The organism is Bacteroides salyersiae WAL 10018 = DSM 18765 = JCM 12988, assembly GCF_000381365.1.
GTDB classification, from domain to species: Bacteria; Bacteroidota; Bacteroidia; order Bacteroidales; family Bacteroidaceae; genus Bacteroides; species Bacteroides salyersiae.
Window position 1 is genome coordinate 821473 of sequence record NZ_KB905467.1, and the last position, 23198, is coordinate 844670.

Below are 23198 nucleotides of genomic sequence, written 5' to 3' on the forward strand. Positions count from 1 at the left end.
AAGCACTTCATTCCTCATTAAAAAGTGTATATTATGCAAAATCGACGAGACTTTCTTAAGACGGCCACTTTAGCTGCCATTGGTTCCGGCTTAGGTATTCATAATGTGTTTGCCGGAAAATCGGGTCCGGCTCTTTTCTCTGTCAATAAACTCGGTAAGGGAGGCAGGATGAAAATGAGATTTTTTCCTTACGAGCTTAAGTTGAAGCATGTGTTTACCGTAGCTTCTTATTCGCGCACTACGACTCCCGATGTACAGGTGGAGATAGAGTACGAAGGGGTGACCGGATACGGCGAAGCCTCTATGCCGCCCTATCTGGGTCAGACGGTGGATACCGTAATGGCATTTTTGCGGAAAGTCGATCTGGAGCAGTTTAGCGATCCGTTCGGGTTGGAAGATATCCTGGCATACGTCGACAGCCTCAGTCCGGGTGATACAGCTGCCAAAGCAGCAGTCGATATAGCTTTGCATGATTTGGTTGGAAAATTGTTAGGAGCTCCTTGGTATAAAATCTGGGGACTGAATAAAGAAAAGACTCCTTCTACCACTTTTACTATCGGTATCGATACGCCTGATGTGGTGCGCGGGAAAACCAGGGAAGTAGCCGGACAGTTTAATATATTGAAAGTTAAGTTGGGGCGTGATAATGATAAAGAGATGATTCGTACGATTCGTTCTGTGAGTGCTTTGCCGATAGCGGTCGATGCCAATCAAGGATGGTCGGACCGGCAATATGCGCTCGATATGATTCATTGGTTAAAAGAACAGGGCATCGTGATGATCGAGCAACCTATGCCCAAAGAACAATTGGATGATATTGCCTGGATTACCCAGCAAAGTCCGTTGCCGGTATTTGCCGATGAGTCTTTACAACGCCTTAATGATGTGACCGCTTTGAAAGGTGCTTTTACCGGGATAAATATCAAGTTGATGAAATGTACCGGCATGCGCGAAGCCTGGAAGATGGTGACGCTGGCACGTGCGCTGGATATGAAAGTAATGGTAGGGTGTATGACTGAAACTTCTTGCGCTGTATCGGCCGCAGCACAGCTTTCTCCGGTTGTTGATTTTGCCGATTTGGATGGTAACCTTCTTATCTCCAATGACCGCTTTAAAGGCATGGAAGTTATAAACGGTAAAATCACTCTCAATGATTTGCCGGGAATCGGAGTTGATTTAATATGTGACAATATGCTATGAGGTAATGGGTTAATGAAAGAATGTAAAGAATGAAAGAATGAAAAAAAATATGCCGGTGGGTTATTCGGGGATGGAGAGCAATTGGCGCATTGATACATTCTTTTCATTCTTTCATTAATCCATTACCCATTGACTGTCTTATTATTTAATTATTTATTTGTTCAAGCCGAAGAAAGTTCCTATCTTTACCGCTCATATATTCAATATTCACACTAAAAAAGAAGAACTTATGGCAAGTAGAAGAGAACTTAAAAAATCAGTAAATTATATTTCGGGAGAATTATTTGCAGAGTGTTTGGTCAATGCTATGTTTATTCCGGGAACGGACAAGGCAAAAGCAGAAGATATTATGGCTGAAATCCTGAAAATGCAGGATGAATTCGTTAGCCGTATCAGTCATACTGAGCCGGGTAATGTAAAAGGATTCTATAAAAAGTTCCGTTCCGACTTCAATGCAAAAGTAAATGAAATTATTGATGCCATCTCGAAATTGAACTGAGAATGAAAAAAGCAATTTATAGCTTTATTTACTATCGCCTTTTAGGCTGGAAAACAAATGTGACGGTGCCCAATTATGATAAATGTGTTATTTGTGCGGCACCGCACACTACCAATTTAGACTTGTTTATCGGTAAACTGTTTTATGGAGCTATCGGACGCAAAACCAGTTTCATGATGAAGAAAGAATGGTTCTTTTTTCCTTTAGGACTTATCTTTAGAGCTGTGGGCGGCATACCGGTGGACCGGAAACGTAAGACATCATTAGTAGACCAGATGGCGCAGCAGTTTGCCAATAGCAAGAAATTCCATTTGGCTATTACGCCGGAAGGTACACGCAAACGAAATCCGAACTGGAAGAAAGGCTTCTATTATATTGCATTGAAGGCGCAAGTCCCTATTGTACTTATCGGCATAGATTATGCTACCAAAACAATATCTTCCACCAAAGCCATTATGCCTACGGGAGATATTGAAAAGGATATGCGCGAAATCAAACTTTATTTCAAGAATTTCAAAGGGAAATATCCGGAAAATTTCTCCATTGGCGAAATATAAACGAGTAATAATCAGAAACGGAAAGGCTGGTGTTTAACGAAATGATGCATCCATTAAAAATTTCAATCGTTCAGACAGATATAGCCTGGGAAAATAAACAGGAAAATCTCCGTATGCTTCGTGAAAAGCTACATGCTCTTCGCGGAACAACGGAGATTGTTGTTTTGCCGGAAATGTTTTCTACGGGATTCACGATGAAAAGCCGGGAACTTGCAGAACCGGTATCCGGAATTACAGTACGTATTTTAAAGGAATTGGCGGCTGATTTTCAGCTTGCCCTTTGTGGCAGTTTTATTTGTAGCGAACGGAGTAATTATTACAATCGTGCTTTCTTTATTACCCCGGAAGGGGAAGAATTCTATTATGATAAGCGACATCTTTTCCGTATGGGGAATGAAGCGGAATATTTCTCTGCCGGAAACAATAAGCTGATTATTTCTTATCGGGGGTGGAATATTTGTCTGCTGGTCTGTTATGATTTGCGTTTTCCGGTATGGAGCCGGAATGTAAACAATGAATATGACTTGCTGATATATATGGCGAGCTGGCCCCAGGCAAGAAGATTGGCGTGGGATACTTTGCTTTGTGCCCGTGCATTGGAAAATATGTGTTATGTGTGCGGGGTGAACCGCATAGGCGTAGATGGTAATAAACTCATTTATAATGGAGGCAGTGTTGTCTTTTCTCCAAAAGGAGAACCCCTGGCTTCTGTCCCGGATGGGGAAGAAGGTATTGAAACCGTTTCGCTCAGCCTGATATCTTTGCAGCAATTGCGCGATAAGTTTCCTGTGTGGAAAGATGCAGATGCTTTCCGGCTTTAGCTTCCTACATATTTCTTTGGTTAAATAAACAAACGTTAAAATTGCTCTTTCTCGGCAACAATACCTACAATAAGGTAGTTTTTATAATAAACTTCTTTTGTATCTTTGTCGTTCAGAAAAACAGTCGCACGACTTGAATCTAACATAACTTAATTAAAGAATTTATGAAAACAAACTTAAGTTCTCAAATCACTCTCAACAGGGTCTCCCCCAGATACTACAGACCGGAGAATGCATTTGAACGGTCGGTATTGACCCGACTTGAAAAAATCCCTACCGATATTTATGAATCTGTAGAAGAAGGTGCCAATCACATCGCTTGTGAAATAGCACAAGTAATACGCGATAAACAAAAAGCAGGGCGCTTCTGTGTATTGGCGTTGCCGGGTGGTAATTCTCCGCGCAATGTGTATGCGGAATTGATTCGTATGCATAAAGAGGAAGGTTTGAGTTTCCGCAATGTGATCGTATTCAATATGTACGAGTATTATCCTCTGTCTTCTGATGCCATCAACAGTAATTTCAATGCTCTGAAAGAAATGTTGCTGGATCATGTGGATATCGATAAGCAGAATGTATTTACTCCGGATGGAAGCATTGCAAAAGATACGATTCTGGAATATTGCCGTTTGTACGAGCAGCGTATCGAAAGTTTTGGAGGGGTTGATATTGCCCTGTTAGGTATCGGTCGTGTAGGTAATATTGCTTTCAATGAGCCGGGTTCGCGTTTGAATTCTACCACTCGTCTGATTTTATTGGATAGTGCTTCGCGTAACGAAGCTGCCAAAATATTCGGAACTATCGATAATACACCTATCAGCTCTATTACAATGGGTGTGTCTACAATCTTGGGAGCCAAGAAAGTATATCTTCTGGCATGGGGTGAAGACAAGGCCCGTATGATAAAAGAATGTGTGGAAGGTTCTATCACGGATACGATTCCCGCTTCTTACCTGCAGACGCACAACAATGCACATGTAGCGATCGATCTTTCGGCTGCCAGCAACCTGACGCGTATCCAGCGTCCGTGGCTGGTGACTTCCTGTGAATGGAACGACAAGCTGATTCGTAGTGCTATCGTTTGGTTATGCCAATTGACAGGTAAACCGATCTTGAAACTTACTAATAAAGATTATAACGAAAACGGTTTGAGCGAATTGTTGGCTCTCTTCGGTTCGGCATATAATGTGAATATCAAGATATTCAACGATTTGCAGCACACTATTACCGGATGGCCCGGTGGAAAACCGAATGCTGACGATACGTATCGTCCCGAACGTGCCAAACCGTTCCCGAAACGTGTTGTCGTATTTTCTCCGCATCCGGATGATGACGTGATTTCTATGGGAGGTACCATCCGCCGTTTGGTAGAGCAGAAACATGAAGTGCATGTAGCTTATCAGACATCGGGTAACATTGCAGTAGGGGATGAGGAAGTGATTCGTTTCCTGCACTTTATCAATGGTTTCAACCAGATATTCAATAACAGCGAAGACCAGGTAATCAATGAGAAATATACGGAAATCCGTAAGTTCCTTAAGGAAAAGAAGGACGGTGATATGGATTCACGCGATATATTGACTATCAAAGGCTTGATTCGTCGTGGTGAAGCCCGGACGGCTTGTACATATAATAATATTCCGTTGGATCGTTGCCATTTCTTGGATATGCCGTTCTATGAAACCGGTAGAATTCAGAAGAATCCGATCAGTGAAGCCGATGTGGAAATCGTACGTAATTTGCTTCGTGAAGTGAAACCTCATCAGATATTTGTAGCAGGCGATCTTGCCGATCCGCACGGTACACACCGTGTTTGTACGGATGCTGTGTTTGCTGCTATTGATTTGGAAAAGGAGGAAGGTGCCAAGTGGCTGAAAGACTGCCGTATCTGGATGTACCGTGGTGCGTGGGCAGAGTGGGAAATCGAAAATATTGAGATGGCAGTGCCTATCAGCCCGGAAGAGTTGCGTGCTAAACGTAATTCTATTTTGAAACATCAGTCACAGATGGAGAGCGCACCGTTCTTAGGTAACGACGAACGTCTGTTCTGGCAACGTAGCGAAGACCGTAACCGTGGTACGGCTGCACTTTACGATAATCTGGGTCTTGCTTCTTATGAGGCAATGGAAGCATTCGTGGAGTATATTCCGCTATAACAATTAGTAAAGAATCATAAAGGAAGAGTGAAGAGTCGGGAATTCTTCACTCTTTTTTTGTTTATCAATAAAAAAACTACTAATATGAAGAAAGAAGAAACTTACTGTCGGTTGCTTCCTATGGCGGGAGCTTATAACATGCGTGACTTGGGTGGCTATCGTACGGTTTATGGCAAGTGTGTAAAATGGAAAATGCTTTTCCGCTCGGACGATATGAATAAACTGACTGCAATGGATTTAGATTATCTCTCTTTATTGCCATTGCGTACGGTTATCGACTTCAGGAGTGAAGTAGAGAAAAACGCCGCCATAGACCGTTTGCCGCAAACTGTGTCCAAGCACATACCCTTATCAATTGAAGCGGGCGATATGAGTGGTATCACCCATTTTGATAGAAATAATCTGAGCGCCGTTATGGAGGAAGTGTATGCATATATCATCCGGAATATGCAGGATGTATACAAAGAGTTTTTCAGTATCCTGTCGGAGAAAGAAAACGCTCCGCTTCTTTTTCATTGTTCTGCGGGAAAGGACCGGACCGGTATCGCTGCCGCATTGTTATTGTCGGCTTTGGGAGTCGATCGTGAGACTGTAACGGAGGATTATATGCTGTCTGCAGAACATATCACCAAAAAATATGAATTCATCACTCGGGAGCATCCGGAGTTGAAGCCGTTGACTACCGTAAGAAAAGAGTATTTGGAAACTGCATTCCGGGTAATAGACGAAGAATTTGGAGGAATAGAAAGGTACTTGATCGATAACCTTGAAGTGGATTTGGATAAACTACGTGAATTATACACAGAATAGAGGAATTTACTCTATTTTTGCGGATAAATGGTAAATGATTGGAGTTTTATGAGAAAACTATGCCTATTCCTGTTGTTCCTTATTGCAGGGACATCCCTGCTCTTTGCGCAGGCCATCGAAAAGAACGTAGAAGAGCGACTAACTGATTTCTTCAGTAATTATACCACTGTTTCTGCAAAAATCAACCGACCCGCGCTCAAGAGTGTAGAGATTGATTTTGACCGTAAACGACTGACGATACAAGCTTCCGAGAGTTTTGCCTACCAGCCTTTTCTCCCGGAAACAGTAGAGAATATTTATAATCAGGTGGAAAATCTTCTTCCCGGTCCTGTACGTTTTTTTGATGTCACGATCTATGCTGACGGTAAACCGATTGAAGATCTCATTCCTAATGTTTACCGAAAAAAGAAAAAGGATAAGACACGTCTTTCTTTGAATATTGATTATAAAGGGGCGCCATGGGTGAAGAATATGTCACGTCCCTATGAAATTTCGCGTGGACTGGACAATCGTCATATCGCTTTGTGGCAAAGTCATGGACAGTACTTTAAAAACGATAAAGGAGAGTGGGGATGGCAGCGTCCCCGGCTTTTCTGTACTACTGAGGACTTATTTACCCAGTCCTTTATTCTTCCTTATGTCATTCCGATGCTTGAGAATGCAGGCGCCAATGTATTTACTCCGCGTGAGCGTGATACGCAGAAGAATGAAGTGATTGTTGATAATGACACGAAAGACGGGTCTGTCTATCTGGAAGTGAAAAGTCGTAAAGCTCGTTGGGAAGTAGCCGCTAAAAGAGGTTTTGCCCGGACGAAACGTGTTTATAGAGATGGGGAGAATCCGTTTTTGGACGGTACTGCCCGTTATGCCCGTACCGAAAAGAAAAAGAATAAGGCTTTTGCGGAGTGGATCCCTACTATTCCGGAGAGTGGTAATTATGCTGTATATGTTTCTTATCAGACATTGCCCAATAGTGTGAGCGATGCTAAATATCTTGTTTTTCACAAGGGGGGAGTTACCGAATTTAAGGTTAACCAGCAAATAGGTGGGGGGACTTGGGTCTACTTAGGAACTTTTGAATTTGATAAGGGTAATAACGATTATGGCATGGTGGTGCTCAGCAATGAGAGTAAGGAGGACGGGGTAGTATGTGCAGATGCAGTACGTTTTGGCGGTGGTATGGGTAATATTTCGAGAGGTGGTAATGTCAGTGGATTGCCGCGTTATCTGGAGGGAGCACGTTACTCAGCACAATGGGGTGGTATGCCTTACGAGGTATATGCCGGCAAGAAAGGAGAAAATGATTATACCGACGACATCAATGTACGTTCTAATGCATTGAATTATTTGTCCGGAGGGTCGGTGTTTAATCCCAAAGAGAAAGGATTGGGAGTACCGTTGGAGATGGCAGTTGCTTTGCATAGCGATGCAGGGCATAGCAGGACGGACGAAATAATCGGTTCACTGGGGATATATACGACGGATTTCAATAACGGGCAGTTGAATACGGGGATAGACCGTTATGCTTCACGCGACTTGTCGGATATTTTACTGACTCAAATACAGAATGATATTCGTGCTGCCTACAATATCCCCTGGACACGCCGTAGCATGTGGAACCGGAATTATAGTGAAACGCGTTTACCTTCTGTTCCTTCCACCATTATAGAATTGTTGTCACATCAGAATTTTGCCGATATGCAGTTGGGACATGATCCTAATTTTAAGTTTACGGTAGGGCGTGCTATTTATAAGGGGGTACTCCGTTTCATAAATAGTCAACATGGGAAAGAGTCTGTTGTGCAACCGCTTCCAGTGAGTAATTTTGCGATCCGCTTCGGGAAGAAAAAGAATACACTGGAACTATCCTGGCAGGGAGAAAATGATCCTCTTGAGCCAACGGCTACCCCGCGGGAGTATATGGTATATACCCGTGTCGGTTATGGTGGTTTTGATAATGGAGTATTGGTAAATAAAACGTCGCATGTGGTCAAAATAGAGCCGGGACTTGTATATTCGTTCAAAGTTACGGCAGTGAACCGTGGTGGTGAAAGTTTCCCTTCTGAGATTTTATCGGCTTATAAAGCAAAGAACGAAAAAGGAAAAGTTCTTATTGTTAATGGTTTCGATCGCTTAAGCGGACCTGCCGTTATCAATACTTCTACCACTGCCGGCTTCGATTTGGAGCAAGATCCGGGAGTTCCTTATTTATACAATATTTCTCTTTGTGGTCCGCAGACCGGTTTTGACCGTAAGCAAGCCGGTAAGGAAGGAAAGGGGAGTCTGGGAGATAGCGGCAGTGAGTTGGAAGGTATGAAAATCATCGGAAATACTTTCGATTATTCATTTATTCATGGAAAGGCGATTCAGGCGACGGGACGATATAGTTTTGTATCGTGTAGCGATGAGGCGGTAGAAAACGAAAGAGTACAATTGGAAGAGTACCCGATTGTGGATTACATCTTGGGGCTGGAAAAGGAGAATACGACCGACCGGGCTTATTACAAGACTTTTTCTTCGGCTATGCAACGGATCATCACTGCCTATTGTCAGTCGGGAGGGAATATATTAGTCAGTGGTTCTTATGTGGGAAGTGACATGAGCACTTCGCAAGGGAATCGGGAATTTACCGAGAAAGTATTAAAATATGGTTATCAGGAATCGCTTCGGGATAATCGTTCCGGACAGATCGATGGATTGGGGCGTACTGTTTCGATTCCCCGTTTGCCTAACGAGAAAATGTATGCGGTAACTGCACCGGACTGTATCGTCCCTGTAGCTCCAGCTTTTTCCGTATTTACCTATCATCCGGGAAAGCAGAGTGCCGGTATTGCTTATCGTGGAGATTACCGTACGTTTGTAATGGGATTTCCTTTTGAAAGTATAGAGTCGGAAGCTGATCGGGCCGCAATTATGGCGGCAGTGCTAAACTTTTTTGATGATAAATCCTTTTAAGAGGAAAATTCAAATAGACTCTTAATGGAAGATGGCGAATGTTAAATGATGAATGATTCATAAACGGGTTAGCAATTAATTATTCATCATTTACCATTAATCACTAAAAAATTCTATCTTTGTCGCTATCATTAACTTTAAAATAAAAAGATTATGTATACCATACAAGCAAATCCCAGTGGTACACGCACTATGGAAGTTTCAGAAGAGAATTTGAGAACAATTGAAAAATATGCGTTGTTTCGTCATCTTATCGACAGTAACGGTATTGTCGATGAAGCTGTTCTCGATAAACTCAAGCTCAATATCCGTTCACTTATTGCCAGTCAGGAGGAAGACAGTAAGGACCTGCTCGATCTTTGCATTGATGTGATTTATCACAACAATATGAAAGCATTCGGTTTGCAGCAACTTATAAAGTTATATCTTGTCTGGTTCAATTCGCAAGAGGCAGAAGAGGAGGAGTCATGATTGCTGTCGACACTCGTGGGACGACTGCTTACAGTCCCTTGATTCCAGCCATAAAGGCCATGTGTAGTGCTGAATCCGGTGATACTGTGGAGATTATTATGGATAATGCCAATGCATTTCAGGACTTAAAAGAATATTTGTCGGAGCAAGGCATCGGCTTTCGCGAAATTTATGATGGTGAGCAGATGACTTTACAGTTTACTATTCCAGGATGAGTGAAATACAACAGAAATTAGAAAAACTGCCGGGAAAGGCAATTAAAAAAATAAACAGTATATATGGTAGTGTAGATAAATTCTATGCTACCGTTTATCTTATTGCCCGTAATGAGCATCAATGCCAGATGATGTCTGTACCGGCTGCCGATCAACGAATAAAAACCATTCATGCTTATCAGGGATTGATACGTTTTATGCTTGATGAACTCGGTCTTGATGGAAAAGATATCATGGATGGTATAGCGAGTGCTTATCTGGAGGATTTTGTGAACTATCGTGAGCAGGACTTCGGTATGACGAATGAAGAATTTATTTCTATCATCAAACGCATCGGATAATTTATGGATATCTTTCTGATTATTTTGGGGAGTATTTGCCTGTTGGTAGGGCTAATCGGTTGTATTGTCCCTATGTTGCCGGGGCCGCCTATTGCTTATGTGGCTTTAGTACTGCTTCAACTTACCGATAAGGTCACTTTTACGCCGTTGCAACTCTTTTTTTGGTTACTTCTTGTCGTAGTGATTCAGATACTCGATTATTTTGTCCCGATGTTTGGAGTGAAGCGATTCGGAGGTACGGGTTGGGGAAATTGGGGTTGTATTATCGGTACGTTTGCCGGACTCTTTCTATTTCCGCCTTGGGGTGTTATTATTGGTCCGTTTGCCGGTGCATTTATAGGAGAGTTGTTGGGCGGCAAGGAAACGAGGCATGCACTGAAAGCCGGATTCGGGGCTTTTATAGGTTTTCTTTTGGGCACTGTACTCAAAGTAGCCGTATGTGGATGGTTTATCTTCTGCTTTATCCATGCATTAGTATAGCGAAATTATCCGTATCTTCGCAGCATGAAAGAATATCGACTTACCGATTGGCTACCCACTACAAAAAAAGAAGTAGAATTGCGCGGGTGGGATGAGCTCGATGTTATCCTGTTTAGTGGAGATGCATATGTAGACCATCCTTCATTCGGACCGGCAGTGATCTGCCGTATCCTTGAAGCGCAAGGATTACGGGTAGCTATTGTTCCTCAACCGAATTGGCGTGATGACTTGCGCGATTTTAAGAAGTTGGGTCGCCCTCGTCTTTTTTTTGGTATCTCGGCAGGGTGTATGGATTCAATGGTGAATAAATACACGGCCAATAAGCGCCTTCGCAGCGAAGATGCCTACACTCCGGACGGTCGTCCGGATATGCGTCCGGAATATCCTTCGATTATATATAGTCAGATATTGAAAAAAATCTATCCCGATGTCCCGGTAGTTTTAGGTGGAATCGAGGCGAGTTTGCGTCGGTTGAGTCATTATGACTATTGGCAGGATAAGGTGCAGAAAAGTATTCTATGTGACAGTGGTGCGGACTTACTTATCTATGGTATGGGTGAGAAACCGATTGTGGAGCTTTGCAAGCGTATGCAATCTTCTGTGGAGATACCGACAGATATTTTGCAAACAGCTTATTTGTGCAATGCGACTGAGATGGAATCTATCCGTGCGGAAGGAGATATAGAGCTTTATTCTCATGAAGAATGCCTGAAAGACAAAAAAAAACAGGCGGGTAATTTTCGACATATCGAAGAAGAGTCCAATAAATATGCTGCCTCACGTATACTGCAACGGGTCGATAAACGTGTGGTAGTCGTCAATCCGCCATATCCTCCTATGACACAGCAAGAACTGGATGGTTCGTTTGATTTACCGTATACACGTCTGCCGCATCCGAAATATAAAGGGAAGCGTATTCCTGCCTACGATATGATTAAGTTCTCGGTGAATATTCATCGCGGATGTTTTGGAGGATGTGCTTTTTGTACAATATCGGCACATCAAGGCAAATTTATTGTGAGCCGCAGTAAGGAATCTATTCTGAAAGAGGTAAAAGAGGTCATGCAGTTGCCCGATTTTAAAGGATATCTCAGTGATTTGGGAGGTCCTTCGGCCAATATGTACAAAATGGGAGGAAAAGATGAGAATATTTGCCGGAAATGCAAGCGCCCGTCATGCATTCATCCTAAAGTTTGCCCTAATTTGAATACCGATCACCGCCCTTTACTGGATATCTATTATGCGGTGGATGCGCTGCCAGGTATTAAAAAATCATTTATCGGTAGCGGGGTACGTTATGACCTGTTGTTGCATCAGAGTAAAGATCCTGCGGTCAATCAAAGTACTTCCGAATATACCCGTGAACTGATTGAAAAGCATGTAAGCGGACGGTTGAAAGTAGCACCGGAACATACCAGTGATCGTGTTCTCTCTATTATGCGTAAGCCTTCATTTAACCAGTTTGGAGAGTTTAAGAAGATATTCGATCGGATCAATTGCGAAAAAGGATTGCGCCAGCAGCTTATTCCTTATTTTATTTCCAGCCATCCCGGTTGTAAGGAAGAAGATATGGCAGAGTTGGCGGTTATTACCAAACGTCTGGATTTTCATCTGGAACAGGTACAGGATTTTACTCCTACACCAATGACGGTAGCAACGGAAGCTTGGTATACCGGATTTCATCCATATACTTTGGAGCCGGTATTTAGTGCTAAAACGCAAAAAGAAAAGCTGGCACAGCGACAGTTCTTTTTTTGGTATAAACCGGAGGAACGCCGGAATATCATAAATGAATTACGCCGTATCGGTCGGCAGGACCTGATTGATAAGCTTTATGGAAAGAGGTGAATTGAAAAATTAAAGAATGAAGGAATGAAAGAGTGAAAGAATTAAAATGGTATAATTTAGCATCCACTCGATAGATGAAAATGCTACATAACTTGAAAGGAAAGAGGGAGGCCATACGAGATAAAAGTTATATCGAATTCATGTTAATCTATTAATTGTCTGAATGTTTCTTTCTTTCTTTCTTTCATTCTTTCATTTTTTCATTCTTAAATTGGCACATTATTTAATTTAAAATGTCACGAGAGAAAATATTAATAAAAACTTCGTGGATAAGTACGATTGGTAATGCGGTACTTTCTGCGTCGAAAATTGTAATTGGTCTGTGGGCCGGTAGTTTGGCTGTACTCGGTGATGGTATTGATTCGGCAACGGATGTGGTTATTTCCATCGTTATGATTTTTACGGCGCGTGTTATCAGCCGGCCACCTTCCAAGAAGTATGTGTTCGGTTATGAAAAGGCCGAGGGTATTGCAACTAAGATATTGTCACTTGTGATCTTTTATGCCGGTGTACAAATGTTGTTGTCTGCAATTGGGAGTATTTTCTCAAATGAAACTAAAGAAATTCCTTCTCCCATTGCCATATATGTCACCTTGTTTTCTATTGCCGGCAAGTTGTTGCTGGCATCTTATCAATATAAACAAGGAAAGAAGATCAACAGTTCCTTACTTACGGCAAATGCAGTCAATATGCGTAATGATGTGGTCATCTCATCCGGAGTATTACTGGGGTTGATCTTTACTTTTATATTTAAACTGCCTATACTCGATTCAATCACTGGATTGATAATCAGTCTGTTCATTATAAAGTCTTCAGTGAACATCTTTATAGATTCCAATGTAGAATTGATGGATGGCGTTAAGGATGTCAATGTATATAATAAGATATTCAAAGCTGTAGAGCAAGTACCCGGTGCAGGCAATCCCCATCGTGTCCGATCGAGAATGATAGGGAATTTATATCTGATCACACTCGATATAGAAGTCGATCCCAAAATAACCATAACGCAGGCGCATGAGATTGCCGATTCTGTAGAGAAGAGCATTAAAGGTTCGATCGATAACGTTTATGATATTCTGGTACATGTAGAACCTGCCGGTAAATGTCAGACGGATGAAAGATTCGGTATAGATAAAGGTATGGTGGAATAATCCAAAAGTATATTATGGGTGACATACTGCCATATTTGGCATATTCCCCTGTGTAGGAAATGCATGTTAAAAGGGTTGTCATGTAATGAATGTAAATTTGTCAGTTCATGCCGTTAACCGCTGTTAATCAGTAAATATTCTCTGTTAAAAGAGGACAAAAAAGAGTGACAAGTGGAATAAGTGAATGATTTTTGTCGTTATTTTAACGTCATAAAGTTAAAACAAAACGGAATATTAACATTTTAAAGAATAAAAAGAATAGTATGAAACAGACAACAAGAAACATTTTAGGAGTAGGGGCTATCGTTCTGCTGAGTTCAGGAGTTGCAGGCATAACTACCTACAAAATGATGCAGGGGCAGGATACCGATAAGCAGATAGCATTTAATGAGGTGTTCCAGCAGAACCCTAATGTAAAATTGGCTGCTTTTGATGCAATCGATGCACAACCGGTAGATTTGACACAAGCGGCTGAAAATTCGCTTCATGCTGTAGTCCATATAAAATCAACTCAGACTTCAAAGACGCAGACCGTTCAGACACCTCCCGATATTTTTGATTTCTTTTTCGGTGATGGACGTGGCGGACAGCGTAGAGTACAAACTCCGGAACGTGTAGGTTTCGGTTCGGGGGTCATTATTTCTAAAGATGGATACATCGTAACGAACAATCACGTAATTGACGGAGCTGACGAAATAGCTGTGAAGTTGAATGATAACCGTGAATTTAAAGGACGTATCATCGGTACAGACCCGAGTACTGACCTTGCATTGGTGAAAATAGAATCGGATGATGATCTGCCTACCATTCCGGTTGGTGATTCTGAAGCGTTGAAAGTAGGAGAGTGGGTACTTGCAGTAGGTAACCCGTTTAATCTGAATTCTACTGTAACTGCCGGTATCGTAAGTGCAAAGGCCCGTACATTGGGTGTTTACAACGGTGGTATCGAATCGTTCATCCAGACGGATGCTGCGATCAACCAAGGTAACAGTGGTGGTGCGTTGGTTAATGCTAAAGGTGAATTGGTTGGAATCAACTCTGTGTTGTCATCTCCTACAGGTGCATATGCCGGGTATGGATTTGCTATCCCGACCAGCATTATGAAGAAAGTGGTTGCCGACTTGAAAGAATACGGTACTGTACAGCGTGCAATGTTAGGTATCGCAGGGGCTTCTTTGGGAACCAGTATTATGGAAGACCAGCAGCCTATCGATAAATCAGGTACTACACTTCGTGATAAAGCAAAAGAATTCGGTGTGGTAGATGGTGTTTGGGTTCGTGAAATTGTTGACGGTGGTTCTGCTGCCGGTGCCGATATCAAGGTAGACGACGTTATTATCGGTATTGATGAAAAGAAAGTACATAACTTTGCTGATTTGCAGGAAGCACTTGCTAAGCATCGTCCGGGTGACAAGGTGACTGTGAAGTTGATTCGCGATAAGAAAGAGAAGAATGTAGAGGTGATATTGAAGAATGAACAGGGAACTACCAAAGTAGTAAAGAATGCCGGAATGGAAATTCTGGGTGCAGCTTTCAGGGAGATTCCTGCTGATTTGAAGAAACAACTCAAGTTAGGATATGGTGTCGAAGTGACAGGAGTTACCAATGGAAAAATGAAGGATGCGGGTGTCCGTAAAGGTTTCATTATCTTGAAAGCTAATGGCGAGCAAATACGTAAAGTCAGTGATCTGGAAGAAGTGCTCAAGGCAGCTACTAAGTCACCGGATCAGGTATTGTTCCTCACCGGAATGTTCCCCTCTGGAAAACGTGCCAACTACGCCGTTGATCTGACTCAGGAATAAATGGGTAGTTTATAATTAATTTAAGGTAAGAAGATTGTAATATTAGCTAATGAATAAGAAAAAGAATGCCGACAGACAACTTGTCGGTGTTCTTTTTTGTTTCATAGTTAATAATAATGGTGAAAAAGTTACGTTAAGATAATAAGTTAACAAATTATTTGTTGTAACTTTGCACTCCAAATCTGTTTTATAAGAATGAGACAACTAAAGATTACCAAAAGTATCACTAACAGAGAGAGCGCTTCTCTTGATAAGTATTTGCAGGAAATAGGTCGTGAAGATCTCATCACTGTAGAAGAAGAGGTAGAGCTCGCTCAGCGTATTCGTAAGGGTGACCGTGTAGCGTTGGAAAAACTGACACGTGCCAATCTTCGTTTCGTCGTATCTGTGGCCAAGCAGTACCAGAACCAGGGTTTGAGTTTGCCGGATTTGATTAATGAAGGCAATTTAGGACTGATCAAGGCTGCCGAAAAGTTTGATGAAACACGTGGATTTAAGTTTATCAGTTACGCTGTATGGTGGATTCGCCAGTCTATTCTGCAAGCATTGGCAGAGCAGTCGCGAATTGTTCGTCTCCCATTGAACCAGGTAGGTTCGCTGAATAAAATCAGCAAAGCCTTTTCCAAGTTTGAGCAAGAGAACGAACGTCGTCCGTCTCCTGAAGAGTTGGCAGACGAACTGGAAATCCCGGTTGATAAAATCTCTGATACATTAAAGGTGTCCGGCCGTCATATTTCGGTGGATGCTCCGTTTGTTGAAGGAGAAGACAACAGCTTGCTGGATGTGCTGGTAAACGATGATTCGCCTATGGCGGATCGCTCTCTGGTAAATGAGTCTCTTGCGAGGGAAATTGATAGAGCTCTTTCTACGTTAACCGATAGAGAAAAAGAAATCATACAGATGTTTTTCGGTATCGGACAACAGGAAATGACATTAGAAGAAATCGGCGATAAGTTTGGCCTCACACGTGAGCGCGTTCGCCAGATAAAAGAAAAAGCAATCAGAAGATTAAGACAAAGTAATCGTAGTAAATTGCTCAAATCGTACTTGGGATAAGTCGATATATCAGTTTTCGAAAAAAGGTATTAGTCGTGTAAGTAAAAGTGTTTAGGGTAACAATCTTAAAACGTGCTTACACGACTTTTTTATGTCTTTGTAGAAGCGTATTCCTGTATTTTTACTTGTAAGTATACTGTCTTATGAATAAACCGGTTCGATTTTTGTTAGTTCTGTTTTTGGCTTTCATATTCTGTTTTATTGCACGTGGCAGATGTGGTGGAAGCGCCGATACTTTCTCTACTGGTGAATACAATCGTTTGAAGTTAAAGGCAGATTCTGCAAAAGTTTATTGTGTAGATAAGGGATTCAATACCAATTACTGTTTCTTGGTCGATTTCTGTATACATTCCGGCAAGAAAAGGTTTTTTGTTTGGGACTTTAGGGGTGATTCTGTCGTATATGCCAGCCTTTGTGCACATGGGTATGGGAAAAACAGTACTGCTTCCAAACCTGTATTCAGTAATGTGGAGGGAAGTTATTGTTCTTCTTTGGGACGCTATAAAGTCGGTATCCGTTCGTATAGCAAATGGGGAATCAACGTTCATTATAAATTGCACGGACTGGAACCGACGAATGACAATGCTTTCAAACGTGTAATTGTGCTTCATTCGTATGATCTTGTGCCTGCGACCGATATTTATCCGGTACATCTTCCATTGGGGATAAGCCAGGGATGTCCTGTGATATGCAATGATGTGATGCGAAAAGTAGACAAATTGCTAAAGGGTGAGGCTAAGCCGGTGTTGCTATGGATGTATCGTTAGTAATGCCATTTATTTGTGATAAATAAGGGATATTTCCTCTTTTTTGTTACCTTTGCCACGATAAAAACAATTCAGATATGAAATACGTAAAAATACTATTTGCCATAGCATTGGTGTTTACAATGTGTTCGGCGTTTTCACTAAAGAAAGGTTCTCACAAGCCTGTGTATGCCTTTGGCATTTCAGCATCGTTTACTGATACGGTGGTGTATTATACCGACATTCAGTTGTTGGATAGTGTTCATCTTGATAAGGGTGGTTTTTTGCCGCATCGTGAATTGTATAGCTACCAGTTGAAGAACTTCCTGGAGTTTGAAATGAACTTGCCTAATCGTACCTGTATGATTTATTTTTCCGATAATAAAAAGAAGATTGATAAGGAGGCTTTGAAAGTACTCGGAAAATATAAGAAGAATAAATCGATTGTTCTGCAAAAAATAGATCCGGAGAAGTTCCGGTTTACTAAACCGGAAGAGTAGTTCGGACGTTAATATATAAGAGATACATGGTTTGTATCTCTTATTTTTTTATCTTTGTACACATTGTAATAAATAAATTTAAAATGAAGCGACTGATTACACTTTCTTTCTTTTTCTATCTGGTAGTTTTTTTGGTATCTTGTCATGACGATGAAGAGCCTAAGATAAAAGCTTCAAGAACTGTTCTTATGTATTTGGTCGCAGATAATAGTATAAGTGATGATATATATCCTAACATTGCGTCGGTAGAAGAAGGGTTGAAAAATGCGGAGACTCCAGGGACTTTTGTGATTTATTGGGATGGAGGGAAGTATTATAGGAGTGAGTTTCCACAGCCTACTTTATTTAAATATGAAGTAGGGGAAGATGGAAAAGTGAGTGATCGGGTGATTATTCAAACATATAATGAACAGAATTCGCTGTCTCAGGATGTGATGCTTGATGTATTTAAAGATGTAGAAGAACTATGCCCTGCGGAATGTTATGGATTGATATTTGGATCTCATGCTACAGGATGGCTTCCGGTGGATCATAGTCGTACTCGGTCTTTTGGGGATGACGGTGGCTTAAAAATTGACATACCTGATTTGGCTGATGTGTTGGCACGTACTTCTATACATTTTGACTATATTTTGATGGATGCCTGTTTGATGCACAGGTTGAAGTTGCATATGAACTTAGACATAGTGCCGATTATTTGATCCTTTCTCCGGCGGAGGTGATGAGTACCGGTTTTCCTTATAAAAATATTGTAAAGTATCTTTTGTCTGTTGACGATAAAGAAAGGAATGCAGTTTTATTAGCTCAGGCATATCTTGATTATTATAAAACACAAAGATTTCCTTGGGCCACAATTGCTGTTGTGAAGACTGATGAAATGGAGCTTTTGGCTGCAGTTACTCGTTCTATTATGCAAGAGAATATGGAGAATATTGCAAGTTTTACTCCATCTATGTTATCCTTATTTCAGAATAGATATGGGTATGGAAGAGGAGAACTAAGTCGTTCATCATATGATTTCAGAGCTTTTGTAAGTGAAGTGACCGGTGGAAATATTCCTTTAGCTTTTGAAGGACAACTTGGAAAAACTGTTATTTTCGAAGGGTATGTGAATGATTATCCATTGGTAAATATTGATGAAGATATGTATTCCGGTATTGGTTGCTATATTCCATACAAGTCTTTTACTAAATGGAATGCTTATTTTAAGAATTTACAGTGGTATTCTGCTGTGGGCTGGGATACTACTGAAGTCTTATTGGAATAAATATACTATGGAAAACACCTCAAATCTTATCCCTCCAACTCCGAAGCAAAAATATGTCCGTGGTTGGCTTTCCTTTTTTCTGTTTGTAGTAGGCTTTGGTTCATTGTTTAGTTTGATCATGTCCATTGTCGGTTTTAGTTCTGTAGACAACGTTGGTTTTATTACTTGTCTTTTTTCCGGTATCGATATTTTATTTTCTTTAGGTCTTGTGGCGTTAGCCGGTTATACCATTTATGCTTTTTTGTATATTCGGCCTAATGCCGTTTTTCTCGGAAAGTTATATGTTATCATTATTTTTATTTCCAATATGTTGGTTTTGTTGTCCGGTGAAATGCCGGATACAGGGTGGGATAGCCTTCCACAGGTGGTGAAAGCATTGGTTTGGAGTTTTATCTGGTTCAGTTATCTTTGTGTTTCCAGGCAGGTGGAGAATCTTTTTCCTAAAGAAGAACGTATGGTGTTCAAAAGAGATAAATATTTTGCGATTTCTTTACTGGTGATACCGGCCTTGCTTCTGCTAATTTATTTTATATCTTATTTAGGGAACAGTACTGCTGTGGTGTCTCTTTCTCCGGAAAAGGGAGAATATACCGACGGAGTTGTTGCTTTTCGTGCCCCGAAGGGCTTGTTGTGTGAAAGAGTAGATAGTATTTCCGATAACATATACCATTCCTTCGAATCGGGAGACAGTATTTGGGGAACAGTAGTAGGGGTATATGATACGAATACTACTGAAGCTTACTTCAAAGAGTGTGTGGACTCTTGGAGAGACACTGCGCTGGATGGTTATGATTTCTCCGTTCTTGATATGAATACCGGACTGGTGGATCATAATGTGTTGCGTATGCAGTCGACCGATATATAACCGATCCGCGTCTGGTTTGGACATTTGCTGCTTTGTTTAGTCCGGAGACAGGGAAGGCGTGTATTATTTCTTGTTTTGCAACCACTCCGGTAGAAAGAACGGAGGGAGTGGTCAATGAGATGCTACAGACCATACGATTTAAATAGGTGGTGGAAAGTTCTTTTTTATTTTGATTTTATGGATAAAAAATCTATGTTTGTAGCACCGACAATATTGCGGTAATTAAAAAAACAGTAAGCAATGGAATATGCTGTAATCATCTATTACGTACTTGTTGAAGGAGAACAAGTCGTTGAAAGCCTGAATGTTAAGAAAAACATAGAGGCAAGTTCTCCGGAAGAGGCTATTGGTGTGGCTTATAAATTATTTGAAGCCGAAGTGGAAGCTGCGGATGAAGAATGTTATATTGTGTCGATAATTCCTAATGCTATGCACTAATGTATGATGTTTTCATATTTCGGATAATATGGATGTGATTGATAGGCTTGGCATGAGGTTTTTGTTGCAATATAATAAAGATCGTTTTTGCAGTATAGTTTATCTAAAAAATGTGATAATTATGGTTATTATTGCAGGGTAATATTGTTTTTAATGCAATAAAATAATTATTATTTCTGTCACATTTGTTACAGTTTTGATTCATGTATTTGCATTATCTTTGCAGAAAAATATGATTATGGAACAGTTACATGCACATGAAGTTCTCCACATGATGGAAGGAAATAGTTATTCAGAATCATCTTTGCGGAAAGCAATTGTAGATAAGTTTGGTGAATGTCAGCATTTTTATGCTTGTTCGGCAGATGATATGAATGTTGATGAATTAATCGAATTTCTTAAAAAGAAAGGTAAGTTTATGCCTGTGAGGGATGGATTTACCGTAGATGTATCTAAGGTTTGTAGTCACGAAACAGGTAAGTAGATTTTTATCGGTGGTACTGTTCACTATTTGAAGTGTGCCCCAAAAGTTTTATGTCTAACGGCAGTATCCATAATTTTGTGTAAATAGAAACGGGATTCAGTTATAAGTTCTCTTATATCTGAATTCTGTTTTCAAAAATAAGCATAAATTGATTCATAATCAATCCCCAGTTAGTAATCGGCATTGTCCATTTCTTCTCAATCTCCATCAGAGAAAGGTATACCATTTTCTTCACAGCATCATCCGAAGGGAATGAAAGTTTTGATTTAGTGTACTTTCTGATTTTTCCATTCAGATTTTCTATGAGGTTTGTTGTGTAGATTATTTTCCTGATTTCCAATGGGAACTGGAAGAAAACAGTCAGGTCATCCCAGTTATTCCTCCATGAGAGGATGGCATAAGGGTACTTCCCTCCCCATTTCTTTTCCAAATTATCCAGTTCCACGGCAGCAGCCTCCTTGTTGGGCGCGTTATAGATGTTCTTCATATCGGCTGTAAACTCTTTCTTGTCCTTGTAAACGACATATTTGCAGGAGTTCCTAATCTGATGTACGACACATATTTGCGTGGAAGATTGAGGAAATACGGCACGTATGGTGTCGGTAAATCCGTTCAGGTTGTCAGTGCAGGTAATCAGTATGTCCTGCACTCCGCGGGCCTTCAAATCTGTCAGGACACCCATCCAGAATGAAGAACTTTCTGATTTTCCCACCCACATGCCAAGGACTTCCTTCAAGCCGTTCTGTTTCAGACCGATACAGAGATAGACAGTCTTGTTGATGATTTTACCGTTGTCACGAACCTTGAAGACAATACCGTCCATCCAAACGATAAGATAGACCGGGTCCAAAGGGCGGTTCTGCCATTCCTGAGCAGCTTGATTGACTTTGTTCGTGATGATGGAAATGGCTGATGTGGACAGTTCTATCTCATAGATTTCACGCATCTCCTCTTCTATGTCGGACACGCTCATTCCTTTGGCATATAGGGAGATAACAAGTTTTTCTATGGAAAGCCCACGACTCTCGTGTTTGGGAACAACTATGGGCTCGAATTCACCGTTACGGTCACGGGGAATAGGTATGACCGCTTCACCGTGTTCGGTTTGGATTTTCTTGGGGTAGCTGCCGTTACGGGAATTGCCGCTGTTATGACCGGAAACCGAATTCTTCTCATAACCCAGATGGGCATCCATCTCACCTTCAAGCATTTTCTCCAATACCTGCGCGTGTAACTGCTTCAGAAACTTGCTGACATCAGCTTCTGTTTTGAACTGGCTAAGGAACTCCTTACTTAATACCTCATCAGGCACTACATGATTCTTCTCTTTCATAATTTTCTTCATTTTGCAAAGCTATTAAATAAAAAATACGGAACCCATACTGAATCCCGTATTTTACATTTACACAAAATATTTTATAGTGCCTTTTATGTCTAACTTTTGGGGTACACTTCATTTTTTGCCTTGTCCACTTTTTTGTGTAAATATCAAACTTCAGTATTCAAGTTTTATACTTGATTCCTGTTTTTTTCCTCATTCCGTTTTTTCTTTTAATCTGTGTTTTTTTCTGTTCCCACAAAATAGTAGGCAGTAGCCACAAAATAGTGAGCATCCTCTTTTTAACATCGTTAATTTCTTTTTTTTATCCCCTTCTGTATCCGGCCTTCATTTCCCCTTCCTGTCAATATTTGTCACAAGGCTTCTTCCTTTCTCCATCCTGAAAGGCTCCTTTTCTCTATTGAAAAATAGATACATCCGTCTTCTTTCTTAATGTGCTGTTTACCAACCTCTTGCCTTTTCTTCTTTTTTCCCGTAGAGAATCTCCCCGTTCCTCTACGAGTCTCCCTTCCTTCCTCTACGGGTTTCCGTCCTTTTCCCGTAGAGTCTTCCTTCCCTTGTTTCTAATCCGTTACATCCCCCTCTTTCCTCCCTTCCTTTCCCTTTCTCCTTGTGTAATGATAAATGCTTCTCCATGCGGCAACGGATTCTTTTCCACAAACCTTCCCTTCCTTTCAATCCGTTTCTTTCTTCATCGTCCCCTTTTTTCCTTCATTTTTCCCTTTTCACGCGCGTATATATATTATAATGTGTAGCCCTTTTTCCCTTCCTTTCCCTTTCTCTGTTTTTATGTTCTACAACATGTTTCATAATCAGCCCCTTACATATTTATTTTCATTTTATTCAAAAATAAACATTGAAATCTTTTGCTTGTATCGTAAAAAGGCCTACTTTTGCATCCGCTTAGCTGAAGAGCCTGAGCCTGTTTCTTTGACATATTGAAAGCGCATTCTCCAAGTTAACGGTTTAAACAAAAAAACTCCCTGAAAGTTTTGGAAGTAAAACAATAAATTCGTTATCTTTGCAGTCCGGTTCGCAAAAAAAAAGGTCGGTTTGGTGTGTCGGTTCTTTCTTTCCCTTTCGCAAGAGAGTCTTAGAGTAGAAAATCCGCAACCCGAAAAAAAACTTCCGAAATATTTGGCAGTTTAAAATAAACCCCTTACCTTTGCACCCGCTTTTGAAAACAAAGCAACCATA

Annotated in this window: 21 protein-coding genes and 1 pseudogene; 21 read left to right on the forward strand and 1 reads right to left on the reverse strand. The window is 40.9% G+C overall.

All coding sequences use genetic code 11. The features are described 5' to 3' along the window. Positions 1–33: 33 nt before the first annotated feature. The 21 genes and pseudogenes from HMPREF1532_RS14705 to HMPREF1532_RS14805 all read left to right on the forward strand — a co-directional run bounded on the left by HMPREF1532_RS14705 (position 34) and on the right by HMPREF1532_RS14805 (position 20662). Positions 34–1200, forward strand: a complete 1167-nt coding sequence (locus HMPREF1532_RS14705) for a dipeptide epimerase (RefSeq protein ID WP_005931107.1) — start codon at positions 34–36, stop codon at positions 1198–1200. A 229-nt stretch (positions 1201–1429) separates the two neighbouring features. Continuing rightward, a complete protein-coding gene (locus HMPREF1532_RS14710; protein ID WP_005931110.1) occupies positions 1430–1699 on the forward strand; it encodes a hypothetical protein in 270 nt (89 codons plus the stop codon). A gap of 2 nt (positions 1700–1701) precedes the next feature. Further along, entirely contained in the window at positions 1702–2256 is a 555-nt protein-coding gene (locus HMPREF1532_RS14715; RefSeq protein ID WP_005931113.1) for a lysophospholipid acyltransferase family protein, read from the forward strand. 44 nt (positions 2257–2300) lie between these two features. Beyond that, complete coding sequence (locus tag HMPREF1532_RS14720) at positions 2301–3077, forward strand: amidohydrolase (protein WP_025819545.1); 777 nt, start codon at positions 2301–2303, stop codon at positions 3075–3077. A 164-nt stretch (positions 3078–3241) separates the two neighbouring features. Beyond that, positions 3242–5233, forward strand: coding sequence for a glucosamine-6-phosphate deaminase (locus HMPREF1532_RS14725; RefSeq protein ID WP_005931122.1), 1992 nt, complete (start codon positions 3242–3244; stop codon positions 5231–5233). 84 nt (positions 5234–5317) lie between these two features. Beyond that, entirely contained in the window at positions 5318–6043 is a 726-nt protein-coding gene (locus HMPREF1532_RS14730; protein WP_005931125.1) for a tyrosine-protein phosphatase, read from the forward strand. 48 nt (positions 6044–6091) lie between these two features. After that, on the forward strand, positions 6092–8998 hold the full coding sequence (locus tag HMPREF1532_RS14735) for a golvesin C-terminal-like domain-containing protein (protein WP_005931128.1): 2907 nt from the start codon (positions 6092–6094) through the stop codon (positions 8996–8998). A 153-nt stretch (positions 8999–9151) separates the two neighbouring features. Next, entirely contained in the window at positions 9152–9469 is a 318-nt protein-coding gene (locus HMPREF1532_RS14740; protein ID WP_005931130.1) for a hypothetical protein, read from the forward strand. Continuing rightward, positions 9466–9684 carry a sulfurtransferase TusA family protein gene (locus HMPREF1532_RS14745; RefSeq protein ID WP_005931133.1) on the forward strand — a complete coding sequence of 73 codons (219 nt, stop codon included), beginning with the start codon at positions 9466–9468 and terminating at the stop codon, positions 9682–9684. The genes HMPREF1532_RS14740 and HMPREF1532_RS14745 overlap by 4 nt, the downstream gene beginning before the upstream one ends. Beyond that, complete coding sequence (locus HMPREF1532_RS14750; protein WP_005931135.1) at positions 9681–10025, forward strand: hypothetical protein; 345 nt, start codon at positions 9681–9683, stop codon at positions 10023–10025. The genes HMPREF1532_RS14745 and HMPREF1532_RS14750 overlap by 4 nt, the downstream gene beginning before the upstream one ends. Positions 10026–10028: 3 nt before the next feature. Further along, positions 10029–10505, forward strand: coding sequence for a DUF456 domain-containing protein (locus HMPREF1532_RS14755; RefSeq protein WP_005931137.1), 477 nt, complete (start codon positions 10029–10031; stop codon positions 10503–10505). Positions 10506–10529: 24 nt separating this feature from the next. Beyond that, on the forward strand, positions 10530–12353 hold the full coding sequence (locus HMPREF1532_RS14760) for a YgiQ family radical SAM protein (protein WP_005931140.1): 1824 nt from the start codon (positions 10530–10532) through the stop codon (positions 12351–12353). 233 nt (positions 12354–12586) lie between these two features. After that, complete coding sequence (locus HMPREF1532_RS14765) at positions 12587–13504, forward strand: cation diffusion facilitator family transporter (RefSeq protein WP_005931143.1); 918 nt, start codon at positions 12587–12589, stop codon at positions 13502–13504. Positions 13505–13767: 263 nt separating this feature from the next. Then, entirely contained in the window at positions 13768–15306 is a 1539-nt protein-coding gene (locus HMPREF1532_RS14770; RefSeq protein WP_005931145.1) for a trypsin-like peptidase domain-containing protein, read from the forward strand. A gap of 195 nt (positions 15307–15501) precedes the next feature. Continuing rightward, positions 15502–16362 (forward strand): sigma-70 family RNA polymerase sigma factor, encoded by an 861-nt coding sequence (locus HMPREF1532_RS14775; RefSeq protein ID WP_002561589.1) that lies wholly within the window; start codon positions 15502–15504, stop codon positions 16360–16362. Positions 16363–16505: 143 nt separating this feature from the next. Beyond that, on the forward strand, positions 16506–17129 hold the full coding sequence (locus HMPREF1532_RS14780) for a murein L,D-transpeptidase catalytic domain-containing protein (RefSeq protein WP_025819574.1): 624 nt from the start codon (positions 16506–16508) through the stop codon (positions 17127–17129). Between the two features lie 77 nt (positions 17130–17206). Next, entirely contained in the window at positions 17207–17608 is a 402-nt protein-coding gene (locus HMPREF1532_RS14785) for a hypothetical protein (protein ID WP_005931154.1), read from the forward strand. A 188-nt stretch (positions 17609–17796) separates the two neighbouring features. Further along, positions 17797–18875 (forward strand): annotated as a pseudogene (locus HMPREF1532_RS14790) (clostripain-related cysteine peptidase). A gap of 7 nt (positions 18876–18882) precedes the next feature. Then, positions 18883–19740, forward strand: a complete 858-nt coding sequence (locus HMPREF1532_RS14795; RefSeq protein WP_005931160.1) for a hypothetical protein — start codon at positions 18883–18885, stop codon at positions 19738–19740. Positions 19741–19980: 240 nt separating this feature from the next. Then, a complete protein-coding gene (locus HMPREF1532_RS14800) occupies positions 19981–20178 on the forward strand; it encodes a hypothetical protein (RefSeq protein ID WP_005931162.1) in 198 nt (65 codons plus the stop codon). A gap of 238 nt (positions 20179–20416) precedes the next feature. After that, positions 20417–20662: a YecH family metal-binding protein gene (locus HMPREF1532_RS14805; protein WP_005931164.1), complete on the forward strand. Its 246-nt coding sequence runs from the start codon at positions 20417–20419 to the stop codon at positions 20660–20662. Positions 20663–20774: 112 nt separating this feature from the next. On the opposite strand, the gene HMPREF1532_RS14810 is transcribed toward HMPREF1532_RS14805, so the two are convergent. Beyond that, positions 20775–21995 (reverse strand): IS256 family transposase, encoded by a 1221-nt coding sequence (locus HMPREF1532_RS14810; RefSeq protein ID WP_240043655.1) that lies wholly within the window; start codon positions 21993–21995, stop codon positions 20775–20777. Positions 21996–23198 lie beyond the last annotated feature (1203 nt).